The sequence below is a fragment of the Pseudomonas sp. 44 R 15 genome (assembly GCF_900004965.1).
GTDB classification, from domain to species: Bacteria; Pseudomonadota; Gammaproteobacteria; order Pseudomonadales; family Pseudomonadaceae; genus Aquipseudomonas; species Aquipseudomonas orientalis_A.
The window spans coordinates 1-25,522 of the sequence record NZ_CVTU01000103.1; the positions used below are offsets into that span (position 1 = coordinate 1).

At 59.3% G+C, this 25,522-nt stretch carries 25 protein-coding genes, 2 pseudogenes and 1 riboswitch; of the genes and pseudogenes, 17 read left to right on the forward strand and 10 right to left on the reverse strand.

Annotated features, from left to right (window positions below; translation table 11 throughout):
• Positions 1 to 283: 283 nt before the first annotated feature.
• The 4 genes from BFP93_RS27655 (at position 284) to BFP93_RS17930 (ending at position 3,350) form a co-directional block, all read left to right on the forward strand.
• Complete coding sequence (locus BFP93_RS27655) at positions 284 to 889, forward strand: RNA polymerase sigma factor (RefSeq protein WP_083203145.1); 606 nt, start codon at positions 284 to 286, stop codon at positions 887 to 889.
• A 505-nt stretch (positions 890 to 1,394) separates the two neighbouring features.
• Positions 1,395 to 1,988, forward strand: a complete 594-nt coding sequence (locus BFP93_RS17920) for a fasciclin domain-containing protein (RefSeq protein ID WP_065892571.1) — start codon at positions 1,395 to 1,397, stop codon at positions 1,986 to 1,988.
• Between the two features lie 55 nt (positions 1,989 to 2,043).
• A complete protein-coding gene (locus tag BFP93_RS17925) occupies positions 2,044 to 2,679 on the forward strand; it encodes a sigma-70 family RNA polymerase sigma factor (RefSeq protein ID WP_043205415.1) in 636 nt (211 codons plus the stop codon).
• Positions 2,676 to 3,350: an anti-sigma factor gene (locus tag BFP93_RS17930; protein WP_012724508.1), complete on the forward strand. Its 675-nt coding sequence runs from the start codon at positions 2,676 to 2,678 to the stop codon at positions 3,348 to 3,350. The genes BFP93_RS17925 and BFP93_RS17930 overlap by 4 nt, the downstream gene beginning before the upstream one ends.
• A 231-nt stretch (positions 3,351 to 3,581) precedes the next feature.
• On the opposite strand, the gene BFP93_RS17935 is transcribed toward BFP93_RS17930, so the two are convergent.
• Together BFP93_RS17935 and BFP93_RS17940 are read right to left on the reverse strand one after the other, a co-directional pair.
• Positions 3,582 to 3,815: a DUF6124 family protein gene (locus tag BFP93_RS17935; protein ID WP_065894077.1), complete on the reverse strand. Its 234-nt coding sequence runs from the start codon at positions 3,813 to 3,815 to the stop codon at positions 3,582 to 3,584.
• Between the two features lie 344 nt (positions 3,816 to 4,159).
• On the reverse strand, positions 4,160 to 4,516 hold the full coding sequence (locus BFP93_RS17940; RefSeq protein WP_065894078.1) for a hypothetical protein: 357 nt from the start codon (positions 4,514 to 4,516) through the stop codon (positions 4,160 to 4,162).
• 214 nt (positions 4,517 to 4,730) lie between these two features.
• On the opposite strand from BFP93_RS17940, the gene BFP93_RS17945 reads away from it, so the two are divergent.
• The 4 genes and pseudogenes from BFP93_RS17945 (at position 4,731) to BFP93_RS17955 (ending at position 8,193) form a co-directional block, all read left to right on the forward strand.
• The gene (locus BFP93_RS17945) at positions 4,731 to 5,624 is read left to right on the forward strand and encodes a helix-turn-helix domain-containing protein (RefSeq protein WP_065894109.1); all 894 of its coding nucleotides are present in this window, start codon (positions 4,731 to 4,733) and stop codon (positions 5,622 to 5,624) included.
• Between the two features lie 99 nt (positions 5,625 to 5,723).
• Positions 5,724 to 6,440, forward strand: a pseudogene (locus tag BFP93_RS29725) (PAS domain S-box protein); the annotation flags it as partial.
• Positions 6,441 to 6,602: 162 nt separating this feature from the next.
• A pseudogene (locus tag BFP93_RS29730) lies at positions 6,603 to 6,992 on the forward strand (methyl-accepting chemotaxis protein); the annotation flags it as partial.
• 163 nt (positions 6,993 to 7,155) lie between these two features.
• Positions 7,156 to 8,193, forward strand: coding sequence for a GGDEF domain-containing protein (locus tag BFP93_RS17955; RefSeq protein WP_065894080.1), 1,038 nt, complete (start codon positions 7,156 to 7,158; stop codon positions 8,191 to 8,193).
• Between the two features lie 143 nt (positions 8,194 to 8,336).
• Here the strand turns inward: BFP93_RS17955 and BFP93_RS17960 are convergent, their stop codons facing one another.
• Positions 8,337 to 9,338 (reverse strand): SLAC1 anion channel family protein, encoded by a 1,002-nt coding sequence (locus BFP93_RS17960; RefSeq protein ID WP_065894081.1) that lies wholly within the window; start codon positions 9,336 to 9,338, stop codon positions 8,337 to 8,339.
• 116 nt (positions 9,339 to 9,454) lie between these two features.
• Between BFP93_RS17960 and BFP93_RS17965 the strand changes: the two genes are divergently transcribed.
• The 5 genes from BFP93_RS17965 to BFP93_RS17985 all read left to right on the forward strand — a co-directional run bounded on the left by BFP93_RS17965 (position 9,455) and on the right by BFP93_RS17985 (position 12,867).
• Positions 9,455 to 10,411, forward strand: a complete 957-nt coding sequence (locus BFP93_RS17965; protein WP_065894082.1) for a GlxA family transcriptional regulator — start codon at positions 9,455 to 9,457, stop codon at positions 10,409 to 10,411.
• 115 nt (positions 10,412 to 10,526) lie between these two features.
• The gene (locus BFP93_RS17970; RefSeq protein ID WP_065894083.1) at positions 10,527 to 11,090 is read left to right on the forward strand and encodes a nucleotidyltransferase family protein; all 564 of its coding nucleotides are present in this window, start codon (positions 10,527 to 10,529) and stop codon (positions 11,088 to 11,090) included.
• A 128-nt stretch (positions 11,091 to 11,218) separates the two neighbouring features.
• Positions 11,219 to 11,659 (forward strand): tryptophan-rich sensory protein TspO, encoded by a 441-nt coding sequence (locus tag BFP93_RS17975; protein WP_065894084.1) that lies wholly within the window; start codon positions 11,219 to 11,221, stop codon positions 11,657 to 11,659.
• The gene (locus BFP93_RS17980; protein ID WP_065894085.1) at positions 11,659 to 12,612 is read left to right on the forward strand and encodes an alpha/beta hydrolase; all 954 of its coding nucleotides are present in this window, start codon (positions 11,659 to 11,661) and stop codon (positions 12,610 to 12,612) included. Before BFP93_RS17975 ends, BFP93_RS17980 begins: the two co-directional genes overlap by 1 nt.
• 30 nt (positions 12,613 to 12,642) lie before the next feature.
• Positions 12,643 to 12,867, forward strand: a complete 225-nt coding sequence (locus tag BFP93_RS17985; protein ID WP_065894086.1) for a hypothetical protein — start codon at positions 12,643 to 12,645, stop codon at positions 12,865 to 12,867.
• Between the two features lie 181 nt (positions 12,868 to 13,048).
• On the opposite strand, the gene BFP93_RS17990 is transcribed toward BFP93_RS17985, so the two are convergent.
• The 4 genes from BFP93_RS17990 to BFP93_RS18005 form a co-directional block, all read right to left on the reverse strand.
• Positions 13,049 to 13,813 (reverse strand): ABC transporter ATP-binding protein, encoded by a 765-nt coding sequence (locus BFP93_RS17990; protein ID WP_065894087.1) that lies wholly within the window; start codon positions 13,811 to 13,813, stop codon positions 13,049 to 13,051.
• Positions 13,810 to 14,814 (reverse strand): FecCD family ABC transporter permease, encoded by a 1,005-nt coding sequence (locus tag BFP93_RS17995; RefSeq protein ID WP_065894088.1) that lies wholly within the window; start codon positions 14,812 to 14,814, stop codon positions 13,810 to 13,812. The genes BFP93_RS17990 and BFP93_RS17995 overlap by 4 nt, the downstream gene beginning before the upstream one ends.
• Positions 14,811 to 15,821, reverse strand: coding sequence for an ABC transporter substrate-binding protein (locus tag BFP93_RS18000; protein ID WP_065894089.1), 1,011 nt, complete (start codon positions 15,819 to 15,821; stop codon positions 14,811 to 14,813). Before BFP93_RS18000 ends, BFP93_RS17995 begins: the two co-directional genes overlap by 4 nt.
• A gap of 114 nt (positions 15,822 to 15,935) precedes the next feature.
• Positions 15,936 to 16,130, reverse strand: a riboswitch (cobalamin riboswitch).
• Positions 16,131 to 16,202: 72 nt separating this feature from the next.
• Positions 16,203 to 17,132: a DNA/RNA non-specific endonuclease gene (locus tag BFP93_RS18005; protein ID WP_065894090.1), complete on the reverse strand. Its 930-nt coding sequence runs from the start codon at positions 17,130 to 17,132 to the stop codon at positions 16,203 to 16,205.
• Positions 17,133 to 17,267: 135 nt separating this feature from the next.
• Here BFP93_RS18005 and BFP93_RS18010 point away from each other — a divergent pair, with 135 nt between their 5' ends.
• On the forward strand, positions 17,268 to 18,329 hold the full coding sequence (locus tag BFP93_RS18010) for a M4 family metallopeptidase (protein ID WP_065884131.1): 1,062 nt from the start codon (positions 17,268 to 17,270) through the stop codon (positions 18,327 to 18,329).
• Positions 18,330 to 18,357: 28 nt separating this feature from the next.
• A complete protein-coding gene (locus BFP93_RS18015) occupies positions 18,358 to 18,657 on the forward strand; it encodes a protealysin inhibitor emfourin (protein WP_065884129.1) in 300 nt (99 codons plus the stop codon).
• Between the two features lie 158 nt (positions 18,658 to 18,815).
• On the opposite strand, the gene BFP93_RS18020 is transcribed toward BFP93_RS18015, so the two are convergent.
• Positions 18,816 to 20,207, reverse strand: a complete 1,392-nt coding sequence (locus BFP93_RS18020) for an aldehyde dehydrogenase family protein (protein ID WP_065894091.1) — start codon at positions 20,205 to 20,207, stop codon at positions 18,816 to 18,818.
• 105 nt (positions 20,208 to 20,312) lie between these two features.
• On the opposite strand from BFP93_RS18020, the gene BFP93_RS18025 reads away from it, so the two are divergent.
• Positions 20,313 to 21,185: a putrescine utilization regulator PtrR gene (locus BFP93_RS18025; RefSeq protein WP_065894092.1), complete on the forward strand. Its 873-nt coding sequence runs from the start codon at positions 20,313 to 20,315 to the stop codon at positions 21,183 to 21,185.
• Positions 21,186 to 21,328: 143 nt separating this feature from the next.
• Here the strand turns inward: BFP93_RS18025 and BFP93_RS18030 are convergent, their stop codons facing one another.
• Together BFP93_RS18030 and BFP93_RS18035 are read right to left on the reverse strand one after the other, a co-directional pair.
• Complete coding sequence (locus tag BFP93_RS18030; RefSeq protein WP_043047518.1) at positions 21,329 to 21,538, reverse strand: hypothetical protein; 210 nt, start codon at positions 21,536 to 21,538, stop codon at positions 21,329 to 21,331.
• Between the two features lie 100 nt (positions 21,539 to 21,638).
• Positions 21,639 to 22,835 (reverse strand): amino acid aminotransferase, encoded by a 1,197-nt coding sequence (locus tag BFP93_RS18035; RefSeq protein ID WP_065894093.1) that lies wholly within the window; start codon positions 22,833 to 22,835, stop codon positions 21,639 to 21,641.
• A gap of 342 nt (positions 22,836 to 23,177) precedes the next feature.
• Between BFP93_RS18035 and uvrB the strand changes: the two genes are divergently transcribed.
• Entirely contained in the window at positions 23,178 to 25,193 is a 2,016-nt protein-coding gene (gene uvrB / locus BFP93_RS18040) for an excinuclease ABC subunit UvrB (protein ID WP_065894094.1), read from the forward strand.
• Positions 25,194 to 25,522 lie beyond the last annotated feature (329 nt).

Genomic DNA, 25,522 nt, shown 5'->3' on the forward strand with positions numbered 1-25,522 from the left:
ACGACCCAAAGCTGACGGTGGGCTTAGGCAGAGATCGGCCAGCAGCTGCCAGCCGCATGCGTCTTGAAAAGTAGCGGCGCTTCACTCCTTCCACATTTAATTATCTTCGCTGTGCATCTAGTGAATGGGTTGATCCGTATGTGCTCTTGAGGGCTCGAGTGCGATGAGTATTCGAGATTAGCAAGCGGTGCAGTGCGATGAGCGGTTAGGTATTTCATGATCCGAACCGTCATCTCTGCCAAGGACAGCTACGATCATGATACGACCACAGTTAGGTACTGCCATGAACGCCAAGGATGACGCTCATTTTTTGGACCGCCTATTGCGCGGAGAACAAGACGCATATCGTGATTTGGTGTGCACGCATCAGGGAGCCATGAAGGCCATAGCTTATGGAATCGTGGGGCGGCACCATGCAGATGACGTAGTGCAAGAGGCATGGCTAGCGATTGTGAAAGGCATAGGCAAATTTCAGAGACGATCTAGCTTAAGAACCTGGATGATGGCCGTCACGTCCAATACGGCGAAGTGCCGATATAAAGCTCGGCGAAGTGAGTCGAATTGTATTCCATGTACCTCGTGGATTGAGGGAGGAGGCGTTTTAGTCGTAGGTGATTATTCCTACACTCCTTCCGTGATATCGCATGAAGATAGCCCTGAAGCGCTTCTGAGCGAATCCGAGCTATATGCTCGCATCAACATTGCTCTCGAGACTCTACCGCAATTGCAGAGGAGCGTATTGATATTGAGGGAGCGCTCTGGGTTGGATCTAAACGAAATTTCTACGCTTCTTGGGATATCGCTGACTAACGTAAGAGTGCTATTGCACCGAGCTCGTTTAAAGGTTTTTTCTGCAATAGCAAAGTACCAGTCCGCTCTTGATATGTGAGCATTAGGAGGATTTTTCCAACGGTCTGGATGGCTGATTGAATCGCCCCTATTTTCATAGACGCCTTCAAGTTTCCAGGAAGGGCTGCTAACCCTGCGTAACTGTCCGCTTTTGGCCGAGACTGTGTAAAAACGGTTTTGAGCACGTCAGGTGCTCAAAACCGGACTGGAAATCGCGTTTCTACGTGAAATCCACATCTGCAGACGTGCCGATAAATTTCAGATTTAACGTAGACGCGCACACTTCAATTTTGACGAAGCGTTTTTACACACTCTGGGCCGAAAGCGGTCGTCCTTGAGCTGCAGCTTTCGGCCAAAAGCAGCCGTGCACAAAAAACACCTTCTAGCTGGAATATGGCCACCTTGCTTAAGAAGCAGTGGTCACTGGATCGCGTAATTTCCAGATCACAAAAAAACTGAGGTACTGCATCCATTCCGAACGCCGCCACGTATATCAAACACGGACAGACCTTCCTGGCCGAATCTCCTCATAAAGGATCATCGCGATGAAAAGCATTTCGATCAAAACGCCATTGATAGTCGGCCTCCTGACCTTGGCGGCAGGTAGCGGCTTAGCGTTCAACGCGGCACAGGCAGCGACGATGAGCCACGACAGCGTAATGGTAGGCGGGCAAAGCATGTTGCCGAGCAAGGACATCGTTGATAACGCAGTAAATTCCGCAGATCACACGACCCTGGTCGCCGCTGTCAAAGCTGCCGGTCTAGTCGACACTCTCAAGGGCAAAGGTCCCTTTACCGTGTTCGCACCGGTCAATTCAGCCTTTACTGCTTTGCCCGCCGGAACCGTCGATACGTTGCTGAAGCCGGAAAACAAGGCAACCCTTAGCAAGATCCTCACTTACCACGTTGTGAGCGGCAAACTGGACATGGCCACCCTTGCCGAAAAGATCAAGGCCGGTGGCGGTAAGGCCGAACTTACCACTGTCTCAGGAGGCAAGCTGTGGGCAATGATGAATGGCCCGCACAACATCACCATCAAAGACGAGAAGGGTAACGTCGCCGACATCACCACCTATGACGTGTACCAGTCGAACGGTGTGATACAGGTCATCGATAAGGTGCTGATGCCGAAAAGTTGACTGACATCGCCGGTCGCCATCCGCAGGATTGGCGAGTTTTCCGAGGAGCCCACCCGTGAATGGAACAACAGCGCGCTGTGGGCTAACCTCTGGCTGCAATCGACATTTAGCACCTCACGACTTAATCGTTTGGAGAAAGGCTATTCCAATCGCCGACATCGACCAACTCAAACACCTTTTAGCCCAGTGCTCCCTGGGTGATCGACGCGCATTTGAAACGCTGTATCGTAGCGTGAGTCCGCGCTTGCACGGCGTGGCTTTGCGGCTCATGGGACGTTCGGATCTCGCTGAAGAGGTGCTGCAGGAAAGTTTTGTGCGCATTTGGAACAATGCTTCACGCTACCAATCCCACCTGTCCGCGCCGATGACCTGGATGATCAGCATAACGCGAAACCAGGCCATCGACCAATTGCGAAAATATCGCGACCGTCCGCTGAATGATCTCGACGCGCAGATGTTGGTCGATGACAGCCCCTCGGCACATGAGCAACTGAACAGTTCCCGTGAGGCCAGCACATTACATCGGTGCCTGGATAAGCTAGAAGGGATGCAACGCCAGTCGATCACCATTGCCTACTTTGGGGGACTCTCCTGTTCAGAGTTGGCCGAACACCTTTCAGCACCGCTAGGGTCGGTGAAGTCTTGGATACGCCGGGGCATGGAGCATCTGCGCAGGTGCCTTGAGTCATGAACTACCAAACTCCAAGTATGCGTCGCGCACTTGCCGCCGACTATGCCATCGGGTTGATGCCGCACACCGCACGCCGGCGCTTTGAGCAACTTTTACTAAAAGACTCGGAACTTCGCGCGGAACTTGCGCAATGGCAGGAATGCCTCATGAGCCTCACTGAGGCTCTGCCTGAACAACCTGTACCGGATCGTGTTTGGCGCAAAGTTACGGCTCGCATAGATCCGCAAACAATGCAGCTGCCTATGAAACGGCCTCTCTGGAACTGGCTCCGAATGACGATCGCAGCATGTTCACTCGTAGCAGCAGTATCGCTAAGCGTTATCTACAGCCGTGACGATGTACGCTACGGTGCCACGTTGTATAGCGCTGACGCACAGTCTTGGATGAGCATTGAAACGCGAGAGGACTACCTGAGAATCAAACCGCAGGCGTTAGCGAAAGTTGAAAAGGGTCGTAGCCTGCAAATGTGGCTTATTCCGCTAAGTGGCAAACCCGTGTCCCTTGGGGTGATACCGCCAGGTGGAGATGGGGAGATTAAGTTGGCCAGCGCGCAGAAAGCTCTCATGGGTGAGTCAAGCACTTTGGCCGTCAGTCTTGAACCCGATGGCGGATCGCCGACAGGACAGCCGACAGGTCCGGTGCTTTACCAGGGCGCGCTTACGGTACTGTAACTCCGTGGCGGTAAGTCTTTAAATCTTTTCGTGAGTAAACGACTCAATGATCGGTCGTCCAGAGTTCGAAGCCAGCTCAACCGACTCATGAGTAGTGAACGGCAGCTTCTGGCCGAAAGCTGCCGCATTTTGTGTCATTCGACGCAGCCATCAAAAGCAAATCGCCGCGTCGTCGTACGTGTGTACAACGACTCGGCGAGTAAAGTGTCTTTCGAGTTGGGTGCTTGAAAATCAGCCAGCGCACGGCACTTCGTGGTCGAGCAGCCGGGCGGTGAGCAGTACGCCCAGTTCGCTCAGTTGGTGGATCGCCAGGGCGATGTCGCGGTGTTTGCCGTTGAGGTCTTCGGACAGGTCGAGCAGCAGGGTGCTGACGCTGGTGAAGGTTTCATAGCTGTTGGTGATGAGGGTTTCGTTGGTGGCGTTGGGCGCGACGCTGAAGAGCGTTGCTGAGTCTGCTTTGAACATGAAGATATCCTGAGTGGTGCAACCACCTTCCGCTACTAAACGGTGGGTGGCAGCTGTACGCAGGTTAGTAGACCGGTGGATATCTAAAGCCGGCGCGCCCGAAGGCGCCCTACGCACAGCCACCATCAGGCACAGACGCAATGTCTGATTGATGACGCTCATGCACTTATAGATACCCGAACTCAGGCTACTAAACCCGATCGCCGAGACATTCAGCGACCGAGCCACCTTAATCACAGCCATCCCAGCGCACAAGCCGGCGAATTCTGACCCATGCGTAGGCAATGGAGCAAGGCGTCGCAGGGGGTGGGGATTTTTCCTGCGGGCTTCGGCATCAGGTCAGGTTAGCGACGCGCCAGCCGCGCACGCCAGTCGCCCGCGTGTTGCAGGCGACAGTCTTCTTCGCAATCAACGTGCACGCAGCGCTCCATCGGCAAGGGTGGGATGCCAGCTTCGTGCAGCGCTGTGGCGGTCAGTTCGCGCATGCGTCTGTCGGCACCGCCGCTGAGGGCGAGTGCCTTGTTGGCGCGGGTGTCGAATACCCAGGTTACGCGCAGGCTTTGGGGGAAGGCGCTGTAGTCGACGGTGTGGGTCAGCCAGTCGAAGCCCGGGATTTCGGCTTTGGCGGTTTCGCAGGCCTCGGTGAGGGCGGCGATCAGTTGCCGTTCGAGGCGGGCGCAGTCGCGTTTGGTCAGCGGCATCGGGGCTCCGGTTGTGCATGGTTGCGTGGGGCAGGCCCGGCCTTGTCCGACTCTGCTTTGTCGATCAGACGCGCCATCAATCGAACGCGCTTGAGGCGAGGCAAGGCCGTAAAACATTTTTGGGGTGAATCAGCCAGCCGTTGGAATATGCATATACTACCGGCATTGTGAGCAGTAAAAATTGTTTCTATATAGAGAGGGTCGTTTGACGTCGATGAAGACAGCTGATCTGCTTGAGTATTTGAAAGAGACCAGTACCGAAATGACCCGAGGCAATATAGATGAAGCGATGCTCCTTCATTTCGATTTGATAATGGAAAGCTATCGGGGCAAACCTTTTTTCTATAAAAATCTGTTGAAATATGACAGGTTCATGGTCGCGCTGTCTTTAATCGGCTTTGGCTACAAAGATGAACAAGTTCCCTTGTCCGAAGTTAAAGCTTTTTGCCAGAAACGCGGCTATATGTCTCGCAACAGCCTGGATGCCTATTTCTCCTTTCTAGTGGTCAGCGGCTATATGAACGTTCAGCTCCACGTTCAAGATGGACGTCTGCGTTGTTTTCAACCCACGGATAAAACATTGCGCGATGCCACGCCGATCATCAAGTCATATTTATTGCCATCGCAGATGATCCTTCCTTACGACAGTTGGTTCCCGAGCTTGGCAACGTCCGTGGATTTATTACGAATCTATGCTCGGGGGTTTACCAGAATACTGGAGTCGGATTTCCTGCTTGATAAACTTTTACCTGAGGCAAAATGGATTCTTAATCGCGATGGCGGTCATTTGCCAATGCTCGCGCTGTACACGGATGCCTTGCGCAACGGGTCGCTGGAAACCGGTTACAAAGTGTCGTCCTATGTGGAGCTCTCGCGATGTCTTGGCGTGTCAAAAACGCACATGCAACGCATGATCAAAGAGGGCGAGTTACAGGGCTACTTCAAATGCGATAAACGTCTGATTGTATTGAGTCCGGCGTTTGTTGAGTTAATGAGGCGGGCCATGTCGATATGTTTCGCAATCACGCGGGTGAGTATGGAGCTGGGTGTGGCTGAGGACCCGGTTAAGAATAGCTCTGTGGATACTTGCAGTTTATTGAGGGCGTGAGCCCGATATAAGCGCCTTGTTTTATTCGGTCGTCCTCTCGAAAACAGTGTTAACCACCAGCATTGTCCTTTTTTACACTCGCTCATACCGGAGGTCAGTGTGTTCAATCGTCGAATCAAGAATGCTCTCTTTGACTGCCAGGAGGAACTGACGACGTCGCTGGGTACGCTCGCCAGCATCGAATCGGTCTTTCTCTCCATACGTGTTGATGGGGCTGGGCGAATTATCTCGGCCAATCAGCGGTTTGCGGCGACGCTGGGGTATTCGCTGGAAAAACTGTCGAATATGACAGTGAGTGATATCACGGATGAGCCGCACAACGATTTCGCCCCGAACCTGTGCGCCATCGAACGGCAACGCTATCGTGCCGCCGACGGCCGTGCTGTGACGCTCGACATCGGTTGGATTACGGCAGCAAACCGCACATTTCAGGGCTACGGCGTCGTTGCGCCCCCTCCTGCCCAAGACGAACGGGAGGCTATCGAAATGTTCAGCGCGCTGAACCGTTCGATGGCGATGATTCAATTCAACCTTGCGGGTGAAGTCATTTATGCCAACGAGTCTTTCGTTCAGGCCATGGGTTATAGCCTTGCCGAGATAGAGGGCAGGCATCACCGTATTTTCTGCCTGGCGGAGGACGTGGCTTCGGCGGATTACTCCGAGTTCTGGAAGACTTTAAACAAAGGCGTGTTTCACGCCGGGCGCTTTCGCCGGGTGGATAAAAGCGGAAACGTGGTGTGGTTGGAAGCCACTTACAATCCCATCAAGGACGCTGCCGGCCGGGTTTATAAGATAGCCAAATTCGCCAGCGTGGTGACCGCGCAAGTGGAGAAAGCCGATGGGGTCAAGCGCGCCGCTACAATGGCTTATGACGTGTCGTTGGCTACCGATGTAAAAGCTAACAAAGGTATGGAACTGGTCGCGGACTCGGTACATGGTGCCCAAACTATTGCGCAACAGATGGCCTCAGTCAACGACAGCATGACCGCGCTTGAATCCCAGTCGCAGTTGATCGGCTCCATCGTTGATACCATCGGCGCCATTGCCACCCAGACCAACTTGTTGGCGCTTAACGCTGCCATCGAAGCGGCACGCGCTGGAGTACACGGACGAGGTTTTGCGGTGGTGGCGGATGAAGTGCGCAAACTCGCCGGCCGCACCAGTTTAGCCACGCAGGAAATTACGGGCGTGGTACGGCAAAACCGTGAATTGGCCGCTCAAGCCGCAGTGCGTGTCCAGTGCAGCAGAGACCAGGCTGACGTTTTGCTGAAATTATCCGAGCAGGCAGGCGTGGCAATGGCTGATATCCAGCTTGGTGCCAGGCAAGTCGTGGAAGCCATTGGCAGGGTCACCAGCGACCTGGATTAAGTTCTCAACGTGCTGCGCAATAGTGTTTACGTAGCCGACGCAGTGTTATATGCATTTTCTGATTAAGGAGGGTGTTACCCGTCGAGGATCGTCTGCGTCATGGATTAATGCTTACCCGGACATTTAAACTACATCCAAGTCATTTTGGCAAAGGAGTTTCAGGATGCCGGCGATTTTCAAGATCAGACCAAGAATGCGAACACTGCTATCACCCGCTGTGAACATGATTGAAAGGGTGGGGCTGATTGCCTGGATAGGGGTTCTGCTGATAGATCCCATGACGACGCTGGACCTGCCAAACATTATTATCACGCTGTCGCTGTTAGGGGTCTGGTATGTTCATCGCATAACCGCTCACTTCTGGATCTGGAGAGTGCTTGGCGTTCTTTATATTGTGTTGTTGTCATTGGGTTTTGCGCATGTCATTGATGCCAATGCGGAGCTGCGCGTCTTCACACTTCCGCTTGCTGTAATCATCGTGGTGAGCAGCGCCATCCTGTTTGTTGCGGTTCAAGACTATTTCCTGTCTGCGCTGCTGGTTTGGGTAATCATGTGGCCCACGCTTGACGTTGGTTTGTATCGCGGACTCGAAGTGTATCTCGCCATTTTCTGCATCGCTTCCATGTCTGTTGGTTTTACCCTTAGCTTTACCTATTTAAGGAACATGCGTTCGGTCCTGTTGGTGGAAAGCGAGTTCAGAACATTGGCGGAGACCGACTTTCTTACTTCCATTCTCAACCGACGCGCCTTCATGGCGACCTTCCAAAGTGCATTGGCGGGAGGTCGCAGCGGGTATTTCATCATGTTGGATATTGACGGTTTCAAACAGAAAAACGACCAGTACGGTCACGATGTGGGCGACAAGATTTTATGCGCCATGGCCGCTTGTCTGAAATCGACTCCAGGCAGCCACAGTGTCGGGCGGCTCGGCGGGGAGGAATTCGGTGTCTTGTTGCTGGGGGACAATGACGCCGTCGCCCATGAATATGCGTTGCGCTTACTGGCAAACATCCGTTGCAGCGTATTGCCTCCGCATCAATACACCTGCAGCGCGGGGGTCGCGCCGTTCTCGGCGACATCGGACATGTCAGCGGTGCTCAAATGTGCGGACATCAATATGTATAAAGCCAAGCATGACGGTAAAGATCGAGTTTTTCAGAATGGCAAACGCATCAAGCCGCTGCTTCCTGCGACTAAATGATGATGAGGGGACTCCGGTTGCACGTGGTTGCGCAGGGCAGGGACGGTGCTGGCGTGCGCCATATCGGCGGTCGCGTCAGTCGATGAAACCTGTGGGGCAAAAAAAAGCGAGCCGATGAAGGCTCGCCAAAGGGAGGTAAACGGTCAGTTGGCAAGCAGTTTGCCGCTGAACAGGCTGATCAGGGTTTTCACCATCAGTACGGTGAGTACCACCGTGAGGAACAGCAGGATCGCTGCGGCGATGACTGTCAGCACGCTGCTTTCCTGGGCATGTGCATATTTCAGCGCCGCATTGCTCAGGGCTGCGATGGGAAAGCTGATTGCCCACCACGAAGGGGCAAAGGGCACATCGCGACGGAACACTTTGAAGCTCAGCACCACGAACAGGAACAGGCCGAAGTAGAACAACACGCTGGCAAACCGGTCGATCTCGCCGAATACATTGGTGTACGCCAGGAAACCTACTTCAAAAGGTGCAATCAGGACCATCAGCGAAGGCACCATGCCTTTGGCCAGAGGGGCTTCATGCACCAGTCGCGAAAAAATCCGGGTGAAGAAAACCAGCGCCAGCACCGCACCCACGGCGAGGGCAAACAGGTTGAACTCAGCCGCCCAGGCCATGGGCATGTGCGCGCCGGTGACCGCGATATCGAGGGTGGCAACACCTGGAATCAGCCAGGCAGGTACGGCATTCAACGCGTCCTGGTTGCCCGACAACAGGCGCAACACCACGAAGCCTGCGAGCAACACGGTCAGTAAGCTCCCCAGTATCCAGAGCGCCTGTCCGAGCCATTCATTGTGGGGCGCGGCGACTGCCGACAGCAGCAACATTGCAATGGTGACGGTGCCAAAAAAGTTACTGGCGATCGGATGGTTGAACTCGGCTTTCACCGCGCCAGGATGTCTCGCCCATTTGGTTAGGTAACCCAAGGTCAACACCACGAATACCAAGCCGGCCAGGGCACCAATCGCTTCACCCAACGCGCCGCCGACGCCGTAATACTGCCCGCTCAAGCGCCACGCCAGGCTCAGGCCGGCCAAGCCCATGACCGAGCCAAACAAATTGACAGGCAGGTTCTTGATGGACGTCGTGCCGGTGTGTACCGCTTGAGCAGCAGCGGCGCTGGGGGGGGATGCAGTGTTCATGGCAGTCTCCTGTTTGACTGAATTTGCTGTTGAGGCTATTTTCAGCCAAATGAGCCGCTGGCTGAAAGAGTTGTATAGCGACGTATTCAGCCAATTAGTCGACGAGGACAGACATCATGCGCATAACGCTCCTGGCATTCCCCCGCGTGCAACTGCTGGACGTCGTCGGCCCTGCCGACGTTTTTGCCGAAGCAGCCAGGCAACTGGGCAATCCACGTGCCTATCGGGTCGAAGTGATCGGTGCCGACAAGGGGATGATCAAAAGCTCAAGTGGTTTGAAGCTGGGTATCGACGAAACCTTCAAAACTCATAAAGGCAGGATCGACACCTTGCTCGTGGCCGGCAGCCCCCACATCGACGAAATTGCGCATGACCCTGTGGTGCAGGATTGGCTGCGCCGGCAGGCGAAATCCGTACGTCGGATCGGCTCGGTCTGCAGCGGCGCTTTTCTGCTGGCCGCCGCTGGCCTGCTCGACGGCCGCCATGTCACCACTCACTGGAATTCCAGCGCAAAACTGGCGGAGCAGTACCCGCACACCCGCGTCGACCCGGACAGCATCTATATCAAGGATGGCAACATCTACACCTCGGCCGGGGTCACAGCGGGCATGGACCTGGCGTTGGCGCTGGTCGAAGAAGACCACGGCCGAGAACTGGCGCTCAGCGTTGCCCGTGAAATGGTGATGTTCTTCAAGCGGCCTGGCGGGCAATCGCAGTTCAGCGCGCACCTGGCGGCGCAGACCGCCGAACGCAGCGTGATCGCAGACGTGCAGAATTATGTTGTGGAGCACTTGAAGACCGACTTGAGCGTACCCGTCCTGGCCGCCCGCGCCGGTATGAGTGAGCGCAACTTCGCCCGTATCTTCAAGGCCGAAGCCGGTTCGACCCCGGCCGAATTTGTCGAACTGGCGCGGATCGATACGGCCAGGCGGCTGATCGAAGGCTCGGACGTATCACTCAAACGCTTGGCCGACACCGTCGGCTATGCCAATACGGATGGGTTCAGAAGGGCATTCATGCGGCGTCTCGGCGTGGGGCCAAGTGATTACCGAAAGCGCTTTTCATCGGTGTAATCTTACTTCAGCGCGCGCTTCTGGCCCGATAACACTCACGCGGAAGGCCTGGCGCGTAAACGCAGATAGGGCGTTTTCGGCGAACAAATTCGAGCCGGATTACCTGGGAGTTTCCATGACATTGACCGTCAACACCTTCCTCGAACTGGCCATGGCCAACCCCATCAACGTCGAGATCACCGCGCGCTTGCCGGCGTTGGACGTGCCGCAGTGCATGCTCACGGCGGGCTGCCTGTTCCAGGCGGTGTGGAATCATCAGGCGCAGCGGCCGGCGGACGGGGGGGTGAAGGACTATGACGTTTTCTACTTCGATGAAGACCTGTCCTACGAGGCGGAGGATGCGGTGATTCGAAGGGCCGAGGCGTTGTTCCAGGACCTGGGCGTGAACGTGGAGGTCAAGAACCAGGCGCGCGTTCACCTCTGGTATGGGCAGCGCTTTAGCCGGCCATACCCGCAATTGCACTCGGCCAGGCAGGGGGTGGACCGGTATCTGGTGGCGGGCACGTGCATCGCTTTGGACATTGCCACCGGTGAGGTGTATGCGCCTTATGGGTTGGCGGATTTGGAGCACGGCGTACTGCGCATGAACCCCGTGCATGCCGAGCCTGAGCTGTTTCTGCGCAAGGCCGGGAGTTATCAGGCGCGCTGGCCCTGGCTCAGGATTGTGGAGCCGGACTGATTTTTCACGGCATATTGAACAGATGGCCTGCCTGTCATTTTTGCCGCGTATAGGGAATTTATGCGCGCCCGTTCGAGTCACTGGAAAAGACTGCGTTGCTTTCCACCATTGCCTCTCAAGGACCGACCATGACCTTTTTCATCTTCCTGCTCGCTTGCGCCGCCGCCGCCAGTACCGGTGTGATTTTCAAACCAGGCGCCTGGTACGAATCCCTGGTCAAGCCCAGCTTTACCCCGCCCAATTGGCTGTTCCCGGTGGCGTGGACCCTCATCTACCTGTTGCTGGCCTGGGCCGGTTACCGCTTGAGCCTGATCCCCGGCAGTGAAACGGTGTTGGCCCTGTGGGCGGCTCAGATTGCGTTGAATACACTGTGGACGCCGGTGTTCTTCGGCGCGCACCGCTTGCTCGCCGGGATGGTGATCATTGTGCTGCTGTGGCTGACCGTGGCGGCGATGGTGGTGCTGGCGGTGCGCCTGGACCTGATTACCGGCTTGATCCTGTTTCCTTACCTCGCCTGGCTGTGTGTGGCCGCGGCGTTGAACTTCTCGATTTTGCGGAATAACCGTTGATGGCTTACCAATCCTGGCCCGCCAGCGAGGCCGAACTGGCCCAGATGCGTCGCTTCAATCAGAAGCTGTCGTGGATGCCGCGCTTTAAAATTCGCAACCGCGTCACCCCCCGTGTGATCCAGGCGCTGCTGCAAACCAGTCAGCGTTTCAAGAAGGCCCCGGTGGTGGAGCGCAGGCTGGTCGGCGGCGTGCCGGTGCGCATCATGCGGCCCGAGGGTGCGCCCAAAGGCGTAGTGCTGGACATCCACGGCGGCGGTTGGGTGATCGGCAATGCGCAGATGAACGACGACCTCAACCTGGGCATGGTGCGCGCCTGCGGCGTGGCGGTGGTGTCGGTGGACTACCGGCTGGCGGTCGACACGCCGGTCGAGGGGCTGCTCGAAGACTGCCTGGCCGCTGCGCGCTGGCTGTTGGCCGACTGCACGGAGTTTGCCGGCCTGCCGGTATTTTTCGTCGGCGAGTCGGCCGGTGGGCATTTGGCGGCGTCGACGTTGCTGGCGCTCAAGCAATGGCCGGCGTTGCTCGAACGCGTCGCTGGCGCGGTGTTGTACTACGGGGTCTACGACTTGACCGGCACGCCAAGCGTGCGCGCGGCCGGGCCGCAGACGCTGCTGCTGGATGGGCCGGGCATGGTTGCGGCGCTGCGCCTGCTCACGCCGGACATCACCGACGAAGCACGTCGACAGCCGCCGCTGTCACCCTTGTATGGCGACTTCTGCGGCCTGCCGCCGGCGTTGATGTTTGTGGGCGAGCTGGACCCGCTCAAGGATGACACGCTGCTGATCGCCGAACGCTGGAGCGGAGTAGAAGCGCATCTGCTGCCGGAATCGGCCCATGGCTTCATTCATTTTCCGGTGGCGCTGGCGGACAGCGTGTTGGCGTACAGTCGCAAATGGATAACGCAGCACCTGCATCGTGTGGGAACTAAAAAACTGATCGCTGAGTCAGGTTAATCAGTTGTTTCTCATTATGAGGATTCCCCAATGCCTGCTTACACCTTGAACTACCGGTTCAATGACGAACCGCGCACTCATGCATTTGACCTCAAACAGTCCGAGTTGCCTGTGCATGAAGCGGCGGTGCATTTGCTGCAGTTGCATTTTGGTGATGCGGAAAACGGCTTGATCCTGCCTGCTGCGGATGCGACGCCGGAGGAAATCCTCGAGCAGGCGCAGGTGGTGGGAATCACCCATATCAAGGTGGTATGAGCCTGCCAATCCGTCAGGGCAGGCGACACCGATGCACTGGCCCTCTGGTGCTCCAATGTGGGAGGGGGCTTGCCCCCGATAGCGGTGGGTCAGTTATTGACGCTTTTGCTGACTCGCCCTCATCGGGAGCAAGCCCCCTCCCACATGTGAATCACCGCCAGCTGTGCCGCCGTCACAGGGTTCAGCTGCAGCGCAGGCGCAGGATTTTTGCGCCGTCGAACGGGTCCGTCAGGTAATGCCCCTGTACCCCGAACGTCTCGTGTAACCGCTCCGGCGTCAGCACCTGCAGCGGCGTGCCCAGTGCCACCAGGCGCCCACGGTCCAGCACTGCCAGGCGATCACAGGTCAGTGCCTGGTTCAGGTCATGCAGGGCGATCAAGGTGGTGACCGGCAAACCCTGTACACCTTTCAGGATGGTCAGTTGATGCTGGATATCCAGGTGATTGGTCGGTTCATCCAGCAACAAAATCCGGGGCCGTTGCGCCAGCGCGCGGGCGATGTGCACGCGCTGGCGTTCGCCACCCGAGAGGCTGCGCCAGGCGCGGTGGCTCAGGTGGGTGGCGTCCACGTCGTGCAGGGCCTGGCGCACGATGCGGTCGTCGTCATCGGACCATGGGCTCAACGCCGACAGCCACGGCGTGCGGCCCAGCGCCACGGCGTCGAACACGCGGATGGCGTCGTCGGTGTCGGCATGTTGTTCCACCACCGCCAATTGCTGCGCGATGGCGCGGCGCGACAACTCACCCAGGCGCTTGCCGTCCAGCTGTACTTCACCGCTGGCCGGGGTGCGCAAGCCGGCGAGCAATTTGAGCAGGGTGGATTTGCCCGAGCCGTTCGGCCCGACGATGCCGAGGGTTTCCCCCGACTGCACCTGCAGATGAATATCGCACAGCAACTCGGCGTCACGCACCTTGAAGCCCAGGCCGGTGCAGCTCAGTACCGTCATCGTGCATTTCTCCGACCGATCAGGATCAGCGCGAACACCGGCGCACCGACCAGTGCCGTGACCACGCCCACCGGAATCACCTGGCCCTTGATCAGGGTACGCGACAGCACGTCCGCCGCGATCAGGAACAAGGCGCCGCCCAGGGCGCTGGCCGGCAGCAGGCGCGAGTGACCGGTGCCGAGCATCAAGCGCACGGCATGGGGGATCACCAGCCCGACAAACCCGATGGAGCCGACAATCGACACCATCACCGCCGTGACCACCGCCGCGCAGCCCACCAGCACAACCTGCACGCGGCGCACCGGGATGCCCAGCGAGGCCGCCGAGTCGGTGCCGAAGGTAAACGCATCCAACGCACGGCGGTGCCACAGGCATACCGCCAGCCCCGCTACCGCCACCGGCACCGCCAGCCACACCGATGGCCAGCGCACGCCGCTGAGGTTGCCCAACAGCCAGAACATGATGCCGCGGGCCTGTTCGGAACTGGCGGATTTGGTAATCAGGAACGCGGTGAGCGCATTGAACAACTGCGAACCGGCAATGCCGGCCAGGATGATCTGGCCGGTGCCGCTGGACGAGCCGCTGGCCCGCGCCAGCAGGATCACCAGGGCAAACGCGGCCATGGCGCCGACAAAGGCGCCGGCCGACAACGAAATCAGCCCGCCGCCCACCCCGATCAGCGCGATCAGCACCGCACCTGTCGAGGCGCCGGCGCTGATGCCGAGCAGATACGGGTCGGCCAACGGGTTGCGCAGCAACGACTGCAGGATCACCCCACAGGTTGCCAGGCCCGCGCCACAGGCACCGGCGACCAGGGCACGGGTGAGGCGGTAGTTCCACACCACGCCTTCATCGATGGGGTCGAGCACGTAGCCGGCCGCCCACAGTTTGTTGGCGAGCACCTGGAGTACCACCTGCGGCGAGATAGCGGTTTCGCCGATGGCCACGCCGGCAAGCAGGGCGATCAGCAGCAGCGTAAGGGCGAGCAGGGTGCGTATCATTGCGGCAGGTTGTAGCTGTCGATGGCGGCGGCCAGTTGTTCCAGGCCGTCGAAAGTGCGCAGGCTGGCCTGCAGCGCCAGGGCGTCAAGGATGATGATGCGGTTGTGCTTTACCGCGTCCATGTTGCGCGTTACCGGGTCGCTGCGCAGGAAGGCCAGCTTCTTTTCATGGTCGTCGGCGGGGTAGCGACGGCGGTCCATGCGTGCGATCACCAGGAAGGTAGGGTTGGCCTTGGCAATGGTTTCCCAGCCGACGGCCGGCCATTCTTCGTCGGACTGCACCACGTTGCGCAGGCCAAGGGTTTGCAGCATGAATTGCGGAACACCTTTGTGGCCGGCCACGTACGGGTCGCTGGCCATTTCGGCGCTGGAGAACCAGACCAGCGCGCTGGCCTGTTTCAAGCCTTTGCCCTGCGCGGTGGCGATCGACTTGGCCAGGCGCGCCTTGAGGTCATCGGTCAGTTGCTGGCCGCGCGCCTGCACGTCGAAGATCTCGGCCAGTTGGCTGAGGCTCTTGTAGATCGTCTCGATGCGAAACGGCTCCAGCCGCGTGCCGTCGGCGCCCACCAGGTTGTCCTTGCCTTCGCAGTCGGAGGGCAGCAGGTAGGTGGGGATATTCAGTTCGTGGAACTGTTCGCGGGTGCCCACCACACCTTGAGGGCCGACCACCCATTCCAGCTCGGCGGCCACCAGTTGCGGGCGCTTGGCGATGACTGCCTCGAAGCTCGGCTCGTTATTGGCCAGGCGCTCGATGCTGGCGTTCTGCGCCTTGTACTGCGCCTGTACATCGTTGAACCACAGCGACGTGCCGACCACTTTATCGCCCACGCCCAGCGCATACAGCATCTCCGTGGCGGCCTGGCCGATGGTCACGCTGCGTGCAGGGGCTTGCGCAAAGGTGATCGAGCTGCCGCAGTTCTCGACGGTCAGCGGGTAGTGGGTCGGTGCGGCTTGGGCCAGGGTGCAGGCACCCAGGCCGATGATCAGGGCCGTAACGCGTGGCAGCATGGGGCAATCTCCGTTTGAACCGTCGATGAAGCAAGGCAGGAACGGTTCGGAAATACACCCACACGCGCTGCCGGCCGGGCAGCACAAGGATGGCCTTCCCGGACACCCCGCCGGTTAGTGAGTCACTTGGCCGGCAGGTCTCCTGACTGATGCGTCGTCGCCAGGCTCCGGCCTTCCCGGACAACGTCCAGTGGCAGTGGGGAGCAGGCTCAGCACCTACAGTTGCGGGGGCAGTTTCGATTGACGTCGCGGACGACGTTTCGAATTCCCTATTAGTCCCGTGCGGGAACCGGCGGCGCTATGGTAGTCGATCACGGCCTGTAGGAGCGAGCTTGCTCGCGAAGGTCGTCAACGATAACGCGGGCCCCCGGTGCGCCGTGGTCAGAGTCGGATATCCTGCGGCCCCCGCACCAGCGCTTCGATCCGCGTCCCTGTGGCGCGCTCCTCGTTGCTGAAACCGTCGTAGTCGGCCAGATTGCCGAAGCGGATGCCGGTCAATTGTTCGATCTGCAACACGCTGCGCCGGTAGGTTTTGAGCGGGCCGAACACCAGGTCCAGTTGGCCCAGTTCGTTGCGTTGGTCGATCATGTAGGCGCTGGCGGAGGGTTTGCCGTCGTCGCTGAGGTAGGCCACGACTTTCCAGAACGCCTGGGGGATCTTCACGCCACGGTACAGGCGGTCGTCGTCGGCGAACACCGGGCCGCTGAAAACGCTGGCGCGAGCTTTCCAGCGCTGGGTGTTGTCGAGGATGTAGTCCTCCAGTTCCAGCCAGGTCTTCTGGTTGAAGCCGCTCATCTGCGGCGAGCAGTTGGTGAAGTGGAAGGTGTCGACGTTGGCGGTATTCGCCTCGTCCCCCCAATTGGGGTCCTGGCGCCGCACCAGGTGACCACGGTCCAGGCCATTACCGGCGTAGAGGTCTTCGCCCACCTGGGCGTCGAGGGGCAGGCGGCCATCGTAGGCCCAGGTGTCGTTGCTGCGCACGATATCCACGTGCTTGTCGCCGTCGATGTTGACGCCGACATACAGCGCCAGGCGTCGCGAGCGCGACATGCTGATGGAAAAGTGCGTGTAGTCCAGGCGTCCGGGTTGGGCATCGCCTGCCAGGGCCGTGTCCAGCGTGGGCCAGGGCACTGCGAAGCTACCGAGAAAATCCTCGGCGTAACCGCGCCGGTTCTGCAGGTCCTTGGCTGCGGTGACACGCGGCGTCGCGGCCCTGGCCTCCAGCAGGGAAGGGGCGGGCGCGATCAGAGGGCTAAGGTCGGCAAGCCTTGGGCGGTAGGACAGGTCGATTTTGACGTGACGTGCGGGCATGGGGGATTTCCTGATGGGCCTTGGATAAACACGACTGCAACATGATTTCATGACAATTTGTCCCAGGCGGCGGACGCGCGTCTATCCTGAAGTCGTTAACCGGCCGTTCACCACACGCCAAAAAGGAGCCAGCTTATGTGTGTTCGCCACCCGCGAAATCCGATTTTCTGCCTGATCCCGCCGTACATGCTCGACCAGATCGCGCGCCACGGTGACAAAGCCCAGCGCGAGGTTGCGCTGCGCACGCGCGCCAAGGACAGCACGTTCCGCTCGTTGCGCATGGTCGCCGTGCCCGCCAAAGGCCCGGCCCGCATGGCGCTGCTGGCGGGCGCCGAGAAACAGCGCTCGATCTACAGCGCCGACAACACCGACAGCCTGCCCGGCAAGCTGATCCGTGGCGAAGGGCAACCCGCCAGCGGTGATGCCGCGGTGGACGAGGCCTACGACGGCCTGGGCGCGACCTTCGATTTTTTCGACCAGGTATTCGATCGCAATTCCATCGACGATGCCGGGATGGCGCTGGATGCCACCGTGCACTTTGGCCAGGACTACAATAATGCCTTCTGGAACTCGACCCAGATGGTCTTCGGTGATGGCGACCAGCAGTTGTTCAACCGCTTTACCGTGGCGCTGGACGTGATTGGTCACGAGTTGGCGCACGGGGTGACCGAGGATGAAGCCAAGTTGATGTACTTCAACCAGTCGGGTGCGTTGAACGAGTCGCTGTCGGACGTGTTCGGATCGCTGATCAAGCAGTACGCGTTAAAGCAAAAGGCCGAGGACGCCGATTGGCTGATCGGCAAGGGGCTGTTTACCAAAAAGATCAAAGGCACCGCGCTGCGCTCGATGAAGGCCCCCGGCACCGCGTTTGACGATAAATTGCTGGGCAAGGACCCGCAGCCGGGGCATATGGATGACTTTGTGCAAACCTATGACGACAATGGTGGCGTGCACATTAATTCCGGCATCCCCAACCATGCGTTCTATCAGGTTGCTACCCGTATTGGCGGGTTCGCCTGGGAGCGTGCCGGGCGTATCTGGTATGACGCCCTGCGTGATTCGCGGTTGCGGCCGAACTCGGGGTTTCTGCGTTTTGCACGTATCACTTACGATGTCGCCGGGCGCCTTTATGGCGCGAACAAGGATGAGCAGAAGGCCGTGAAGGAAGGTTGGAAAGCGGTCGGTATCAACGTCTGACACTCCGCCAGGGCGGTGAGGAACAGCCATGCGAATCTCGATCAAGGAAAACGGCGGCCCGGCGTTCTTTCCGGGCTTGGCCAAACCTCGCAGTGTCGAGCTCGATGCACTGCCCGAGCAGGATCAGCAGGAGTTGCGGCAACTGATCGAGCAGTCGAAGTTTTTCCAGTTGCCGCAAAGTACTCAACCCTCCGGCAATCCTGGGCAGGTGCATTACACGCTCACCGTGACCGAGGGCGAGCGTGAACACACCGTGTGCGTATTGGCGCCGGTGAAGTCGCAGGCGCTGGACGGGTTGGTGCAGTGCGTGCGGCGACATATTCGCTGATTGCTTAGAATAGGTACGGCCCCCAAGGTTGTCTGGATCCAAATGTGGGAGGGGGCTTGCCCCCGATAGCGGTGTGTCAGTGACAGATGTCTGGCTGATCCACCGCCATCGGGGGCAAGCCCCCTCCCACATTTGATGTGTGTTGAAGCCAGGGCTGTTTATTGACGGTCGAGCCACACCGTCTGCGCGTTGCAGAACTCGCGTACGCCGAAGTGCGACAGCTCACGGCCGAATCCACTTTTCTTTACGCCACCAAATGCGACTCGCGGGTCGGAAACGCTGTAAGCGTTGACGAAGATCCCACCGGTTTCCAACTGGTCGGCGATGTCTCGTGCCTTCGCTGGGTCGGTGGTGAAGATACTGGCGGTCAGGCCGAATTCGCTGTCGTTGGCCAGGGCCACCGCATGGTCGGCGTCACGGGCGGTGATGATGGACGCGACGGGGCCGAACAGTTCCTGTTTGAACGAGGTCATCTGGTCGGTGACGTCGGCCAATACGGTGGGTTCGTAGTAGTTGCCTGCGCCCGCCACCTTGTTGCCGCCCAGCAGCAGGGTGGCGCCTTCTTCGAGGGTGGCCTGGACCTGGCCGTGCAGCTCATCGCGCAGATCGAAGCGCGCCATGGGGCCGATGTAGGTGGCAGGCGAGGTCGGGTCGCCCATCACCAGGTTGCGGCTGGCTTCAAGGAACCTGGCGGTAAAGGCTTCAACCACACCAGCCTCGATGATCAAGCGCTTGGCGGCGGCGCAGACTTGGCCGCTGTTCTGGAAGCGACCGATCAGCGCGGCCTGTACGGCGGCGTCGAGGTCGGCGTCGTTGAGCACGATGAACGGGTCGGAGCCGCCCAGTTCCAGCACGCATTTTTTCAGTGCCGCACCGGACTGGGAGCCGATGGCGATACCGGCGCGCACGCTGCCGGTGAGGGTGACGGCGGCGATACGTGGGTCGGCGATGGCGCTGGACACACCTTCGGTGGTGACGTTGATGACCTCGAACAGGCCTTCAGCGAAGCCGGCCTTCTGGAACGCCTGCTGCATCAGGTAAGCGCTGCCCATCACGTTCGGCGCATGTTTAAGCACGTAAGTGTTGCCGGCGAGCAGGGTCGGCACGGCGCCACGCAGTACTTGCCATACCGGGAAGTTCCAGGGCATCACGGCAAGGATCGGCCCCAGCGGGCGGTATTCAATCCGCGCGCTGCCGTTGTCCACCAGGGTCGGCTCCGGCGCGAGCATGGCGGGGCCGTGCTGCGCGTACCACTCGCTGAGCTGGGCGCATTTCTCGATTTCGGCACGGGCCTGGGCAATGGGTTTGCCCATTTCCAGGGTGATCATCTGCGCCATGGCTTCGGCCTGGTCACGCAGGGCGCCGGCCAGAGCCAATAGCAATTGCGCGCGGCGGCCCACGGTTTGGCGGCGCCAGGTGCGGAAGGCAGCGGTGGAACGGGTGAGCGCGGCATCCAGCTGCGACGGGCTTTCATACGCGTAGCTGCCAACGGTCTCGCCATTGGCCGGGTTGATCGACAACGCGTGGGTCTGATGGGAAATAGCGTTCATAGCACCGTCCTGCAGGGGTGATGGGAATGGAAGCCAGCGTACGCTGCTGGACGTTTTCCGAAAACTGAATAATATTAAGCAATACATTCACGATTGGAGAATGAATTGGATCTGGTGCAGTTGGAAATCTTCAAGGCCGTTGCCGAACAAGGCAGCATCAGCGCCGCCGCGCAGTTGATCCATCGGGTGCCGTCGAACCTGACCACGCGGATCAAACAACTGGAGCAGGACCTGGGCGTGGAGCTGTTTATCCGCGAGAAAAGCCGCCTGCGCCTGTCACCGGCCGGGTGGAATTTCCTCGGCTATACGCGGCGTATTCTCGATCTGGTACAGGAGGCCCGCGCCACGGTGGCGGGGGAGGAACCCCAGGGCGCCTTTGCCCTCGGCTCGCTGGAAAGTACCGCGGCGGTGCGTATTCCCGCGTTGCTGGCGGCGTATAACCAGCAGTACACCAAGGTTGAGCTGGACCTGAGCACGGGACCGTCGGGCACGATGATCGAAGGCGTGCTGTCCGGGCGTTTGACGGCGGCCTTTGTCGATGGCCCGGTGCTGCACTCCACGCTGGAGGGCGTGGCGGTGTTTGAAGAGGAGATGGTGGTGATTGCGCCGCTGCATCATGCGCCGATCACGCGGGGGCGGGAGGTGAATGGCGAGAACATCTACACCTTTCGTTCCAACTGCTCATATCGGCATCACTTCGAGCGTTGGTTCTCACAGGACGGTGCGGTGCCGGGCAAAATCTTCGAGATTGAGTCTTATCACGGCATGCTGGCCTGCGTCAGCGCCGGGGCAGGGCTGGCGTTGATGCCGCGCAGTATGCTGGAAAGCATGCCGGGGGCGGCGGCGGTCAGCGTCTGGCCGTTGACGGAAAACTTCCGTGTGTTGAATACCTGGCTGATCTGGCGCCGGGGCACGGTGTCGCAGAGCCTGAACAGCTTCGTAAAACTGCTGGAGGAACGCGGGCTTGCAGCAGCCTGAATCCAACGTAGGAGCGAGCTTGCTCGCGAAAAACGTCAACGATAACGCGTAATTGCTGGATAAACGCGGTGGCTGTGAGTTTTTCGCGAGCAAGCTCGCTCCTACAACATCAGGGCAAGCCCCCTCCCACGTTTCGCTCTTGATCAGCCGCCGAATTGGAAGGTGCCCATGGCCAGCTTGGCCATGATCGCCGTGGCGCCCAGTTGCACCAGCCACAACGCCAGGCCACCGAGGAACACCCCCAGCGCCACTTGCAGCACCAGGCTTTTCTGGCGCTTGGCTTGCGGCGCGCGTGGAGCATAGTCATGCAGTTCGTCGCGGTCGGCACGCAGATCCAGGTCGTCGTTTCTCATAGGGCTCTCACAGCAAAGGGACAGTCGGTGTGCAGTCTAGTGCGTTCGCCAACAAAAAGGGGGAAGCCCTTGGCTTCCCCCTCGTTCAACGCCGGCAGGTTTACAGCACCTGAACGATTGCCTGTGTGACCGCAGCAATGTTCGACTGGTTCAGCGCCGCCACACAGATGCGGCCGGTATCCAGTGCATAGATGCCAAACTCGCTGCGCAGGCGGGTGACTTGCTCAACGCTCAAGCCGGAGTAGGAGAACATCCCACGCTGGCGCCCGACAAAACTGAAATCGTGGCCTGGCGCGGCCTTGGTCAGCTCCGCCACCATCTGCTCGCGCATGCCGCGGATGCGCAGGCGCATTTCGCCCAGTTCTGTTTCCCACTGGGCGCGCAGCTCAGGGTTGTTCAGTACCGCTGCAACGATTGCCGCGCCGTGGGTCGGTGGGTTGGAATAGTTGGTACGGATCACACGCTTGACCTGGGACAGGATGCGCGCGCTTTCTTCCCTGGAGTCGCCGACGATGGACAAGGCGCCCACGCGTTCGCCGTACAGGGAGAACGACTTGGAGAACGAGCTGGACACGAAGAAGGTCAGGCCCGACTCCGCGAACAGGCGCACCGCGGCGGCGTCTTCGTGGATGCCGTCGCCGAAGCCCTGGTAGGCCATATCGAGAAACGGCACCAGGTTCTTGGCCTTGATGACGTCCAGTACGTTCTGCCAGTCCGCCGGGCTCAGGTCGACACCGGTCGGGTTGTGGCAGCAGGCGTGCAACACCACGATGGACTGTGGCGGCAGGGCGTTGAGGTCTTCGAGCAGGCCGCTGCGGTTGACGTCGTGGGTGGCGGCGTCGTAGTAGCGGTAGTTCTGTACCGGGAAACCGGCGGTTTCGAACAGCGCGCGGTGGTTTTCCCAGCTCGGGTCGCTGATGGCCACCACGGCGTCGGGCAGCAACTGCTTGAGGAAGTCGGCGCCGATCTTCAGCGCGCCGGTGCCACCCACGGCCTGCACGGTCACCACACGGCCGGCTTCGAGCAGCGGCGACTTATCACCGAACAGCAGGGTTTGCACGGCCTTGTCGTAGGCTGCGATGCCGTCAATCGGCAAGTAGCCACGGGCGGCATGTTGCGCCACGCGAATGGCTTCCGCTTCGGCAACGGCACGCAAGAGCGGAATCTTCCCCTCCTCGTTGCAGTAAACGCCCACGCCAAGGTTGACCTTGGTGGTTCGAGTATCGGCGTTGAATGCTTCGTTGAGGCCCAGGATTGGATCGCGTGGTGCCATTTCGACAGCGGAGAACAGGCTCATTTTTGCGGCAGCTCTATGGGGGAAGGGAGGGACGTGTCGCGCTCCAGCCGGTTGCACTAGAGCGGTGCACAAACGGGGAGCTAGTATAGAGGCCATCACGGCTGAGGGCGACAGCGGAAATGGCTTTTCGGCCAAGTTTTTCGGTTTAATTGCCCACCGTTAGTCTTATTGCAGATTGATCCCGGACGGCAGGTAGGACGTTTGCCTTGAAACCCGACACCTTCGTCACCACTACTACGGCTATCATGGTTTTTTCCTGCAACCTGCGATGATTATTCGTGGGTTGCTGAGCTATTTCGTCCCTGGCGGTGTTGAGTCTGGGGTGACCACACGAGGTACGTTATGTCGGATTTCCAGCTCGTCACCCGTTTTGAACCCGCCGGCGACCAACCGGAAGCGATTCGCCAGATGGTCGAAGGCATCGAGGCCGGCCTGGCGCATCAGACGCTGCTTGGGGTGACCGGTTCAGGCAAGACGTTCAGCATCGCCAACGTGATCGCGCAGATCAATCGCCCGACCCTGGTGCTGGCACCGAACAAAACCCTGGCCGCGCAGCTGTATGGCGAGTTCAAGGCGTTCTTCCCGAACAACGCGGTGGAGTATTTCGTTTCCTACTACGACTACTACCAGCCCGAAGCCTATGTGCCGTCCTCCGATACCTTTATCGAGAAGGATGCGTCGATCAACGACCATATCGAGCAGATGCGGCTGTCGGCGACCAAGGCCTTGCTGGAACGCAAGGACGCGATCATCGTCACCACGGTGTCGTGCATCTACGGCCTGGGCAGCCCGGAAACCTATTTGAAAATGGTGCTGCACGTCGATCGCGGCGACAAGCTCGACCAGCGCGAACTGCTGCGGCGCCTGACCAGCCTGCAGTACACCCGCAACGACATGGACTTTGCCCGTGCGACGTTCCGCGTGCGCGGCGATGTGATCGACATCTACCCGGCCGAATCCGACCTGGAAGCGATCCGCATCGAGCTGTTCGACGATGAAGTCGAAAGCCTGTCGGCCTTCGACCCGTTGACCGGCGAGGTGATCCGCAAACTGCCGCGCTTCACCTTCTACCCAAAAAGCCACTATGTGACCCCGCGTGAAACCCTTATGGGCGCGATCGAGGGCATCAAGGTGGAATTGGCCGAGCGCCTGGAGTACTTGCGTTCCAACAACAAGCTGGTGGAAGCCCAGCGCCTGGAGCAGCGCACCCGTTTCGACCTGGAGATGATCCTGGAGCTGGGCTACTGCAACGGCATCGAAAACTATTCGCGCTACCTGTCGGGTCGCGAGTCCGGTGCGCCGCCACCGACACTCTATGATTACCTGCCGCCGGATGCCTTGCTGGTGATCGACGAATCCCACGTCAGCGTGCCGCAAGTCGGCGCGATGTATAAGGGCGACCGTTCACGCAAGGAAACCCTGGTGGAATACGGCTTCCGTCTGCCATCGGCGCTGGACAACCGGCCGATGCGTTTTGACGAATGGGAAGCCATCAGCCCGCAGACCATCTTTGTCTCCGCAACGCCTGGCAACTACGAGGCCGAACACGCCGGCCGGGTAATTGAACAGGTCGTGCGACCGACCGGCCTGGTCGACCCGCAAATCGAAATCCGTCCGGCGCTGACCCAGGTCGATGACCTGCTGTCGGAGATCAACAAGCGCGTGGCCCTGGAAGAGCGCGTGCTGGTCACCACCCTGACCAAGCGCATGTCCGAAGACTTGACCGATTACCTGGCCGACCACGGCGTGCGCGTACGCTACCTGCACTCGGACATCGACACGGTGGAGCGGGTGGAAATCATTCGGGACCTGCGCCTGGGCACCTTTGATGTGCTGGTGGGCATCAACCTGCTGCGCGAAGGCCTGGACATGCCCGAGGTATCGCTGGTGGCGATCCTGGACGCGGACAAGGAGGGCTTCCTGCGCTCCGAGCGTTCGCTGATCCAGACCATCGGCCGCGCGGCGCGTAACCTCAACGGCCGGGCGATCCTGTATGCGGACCGCATCACCGGTTCCATGGAGCGCGCGATCGGCGAGACCGAGCGTCGTCGCGAGAAGCAGATTGCGTTCAACCTGGAACACGGCATTACCCCCAAGGGCGTGTTCAAGGATGTGGCCGACATCATGGAAGGCGCCACCGTACCCGGCTCGCGCAGCAAGAAGCGCAAGGGCATGGCCAAGGCTGCCGAGGAAAGCGCCAAGTACGAGAACGAACTGCGCTCGCCGAGTGAAATCACCAAGCGGATTCGGCAGTTGGAAGAGAAGATGTATCAGTTGGCGCGCGATCTGGAGTTTGAGGCCGCGGCGCAGACCCGGGATGAGATTGGCAAGTTGCGCGAGCGGTTGCTGGCTGTTTGATCTGGGGTGACTTCACTGGCCTCATCGGGGCATAGGTATCTACACAGCTTTGATATGACACCGGCATGTGGCGAGGGAGCTAGCCCCCGATGGCGGCCTCCGGGCCTACCAGGATGTTGGTGTCGATCCCGGTCCAAATGTGGGAGGGGGCTTGCCCCCGATGGCGGCCTCAGGACCGACCAGGATGTTGGATCAGATCGAGTACATATCCGTTTCTGCGGTAACGGCTACTTAAGGTTCCGCCCTGACGGCGGCTCACTTTTGAAAAGCGCAAAAGTAAGCAAAACGCTCTTGCCCCACCACTCGGCACCTCGCTAATGCTCGGTGTG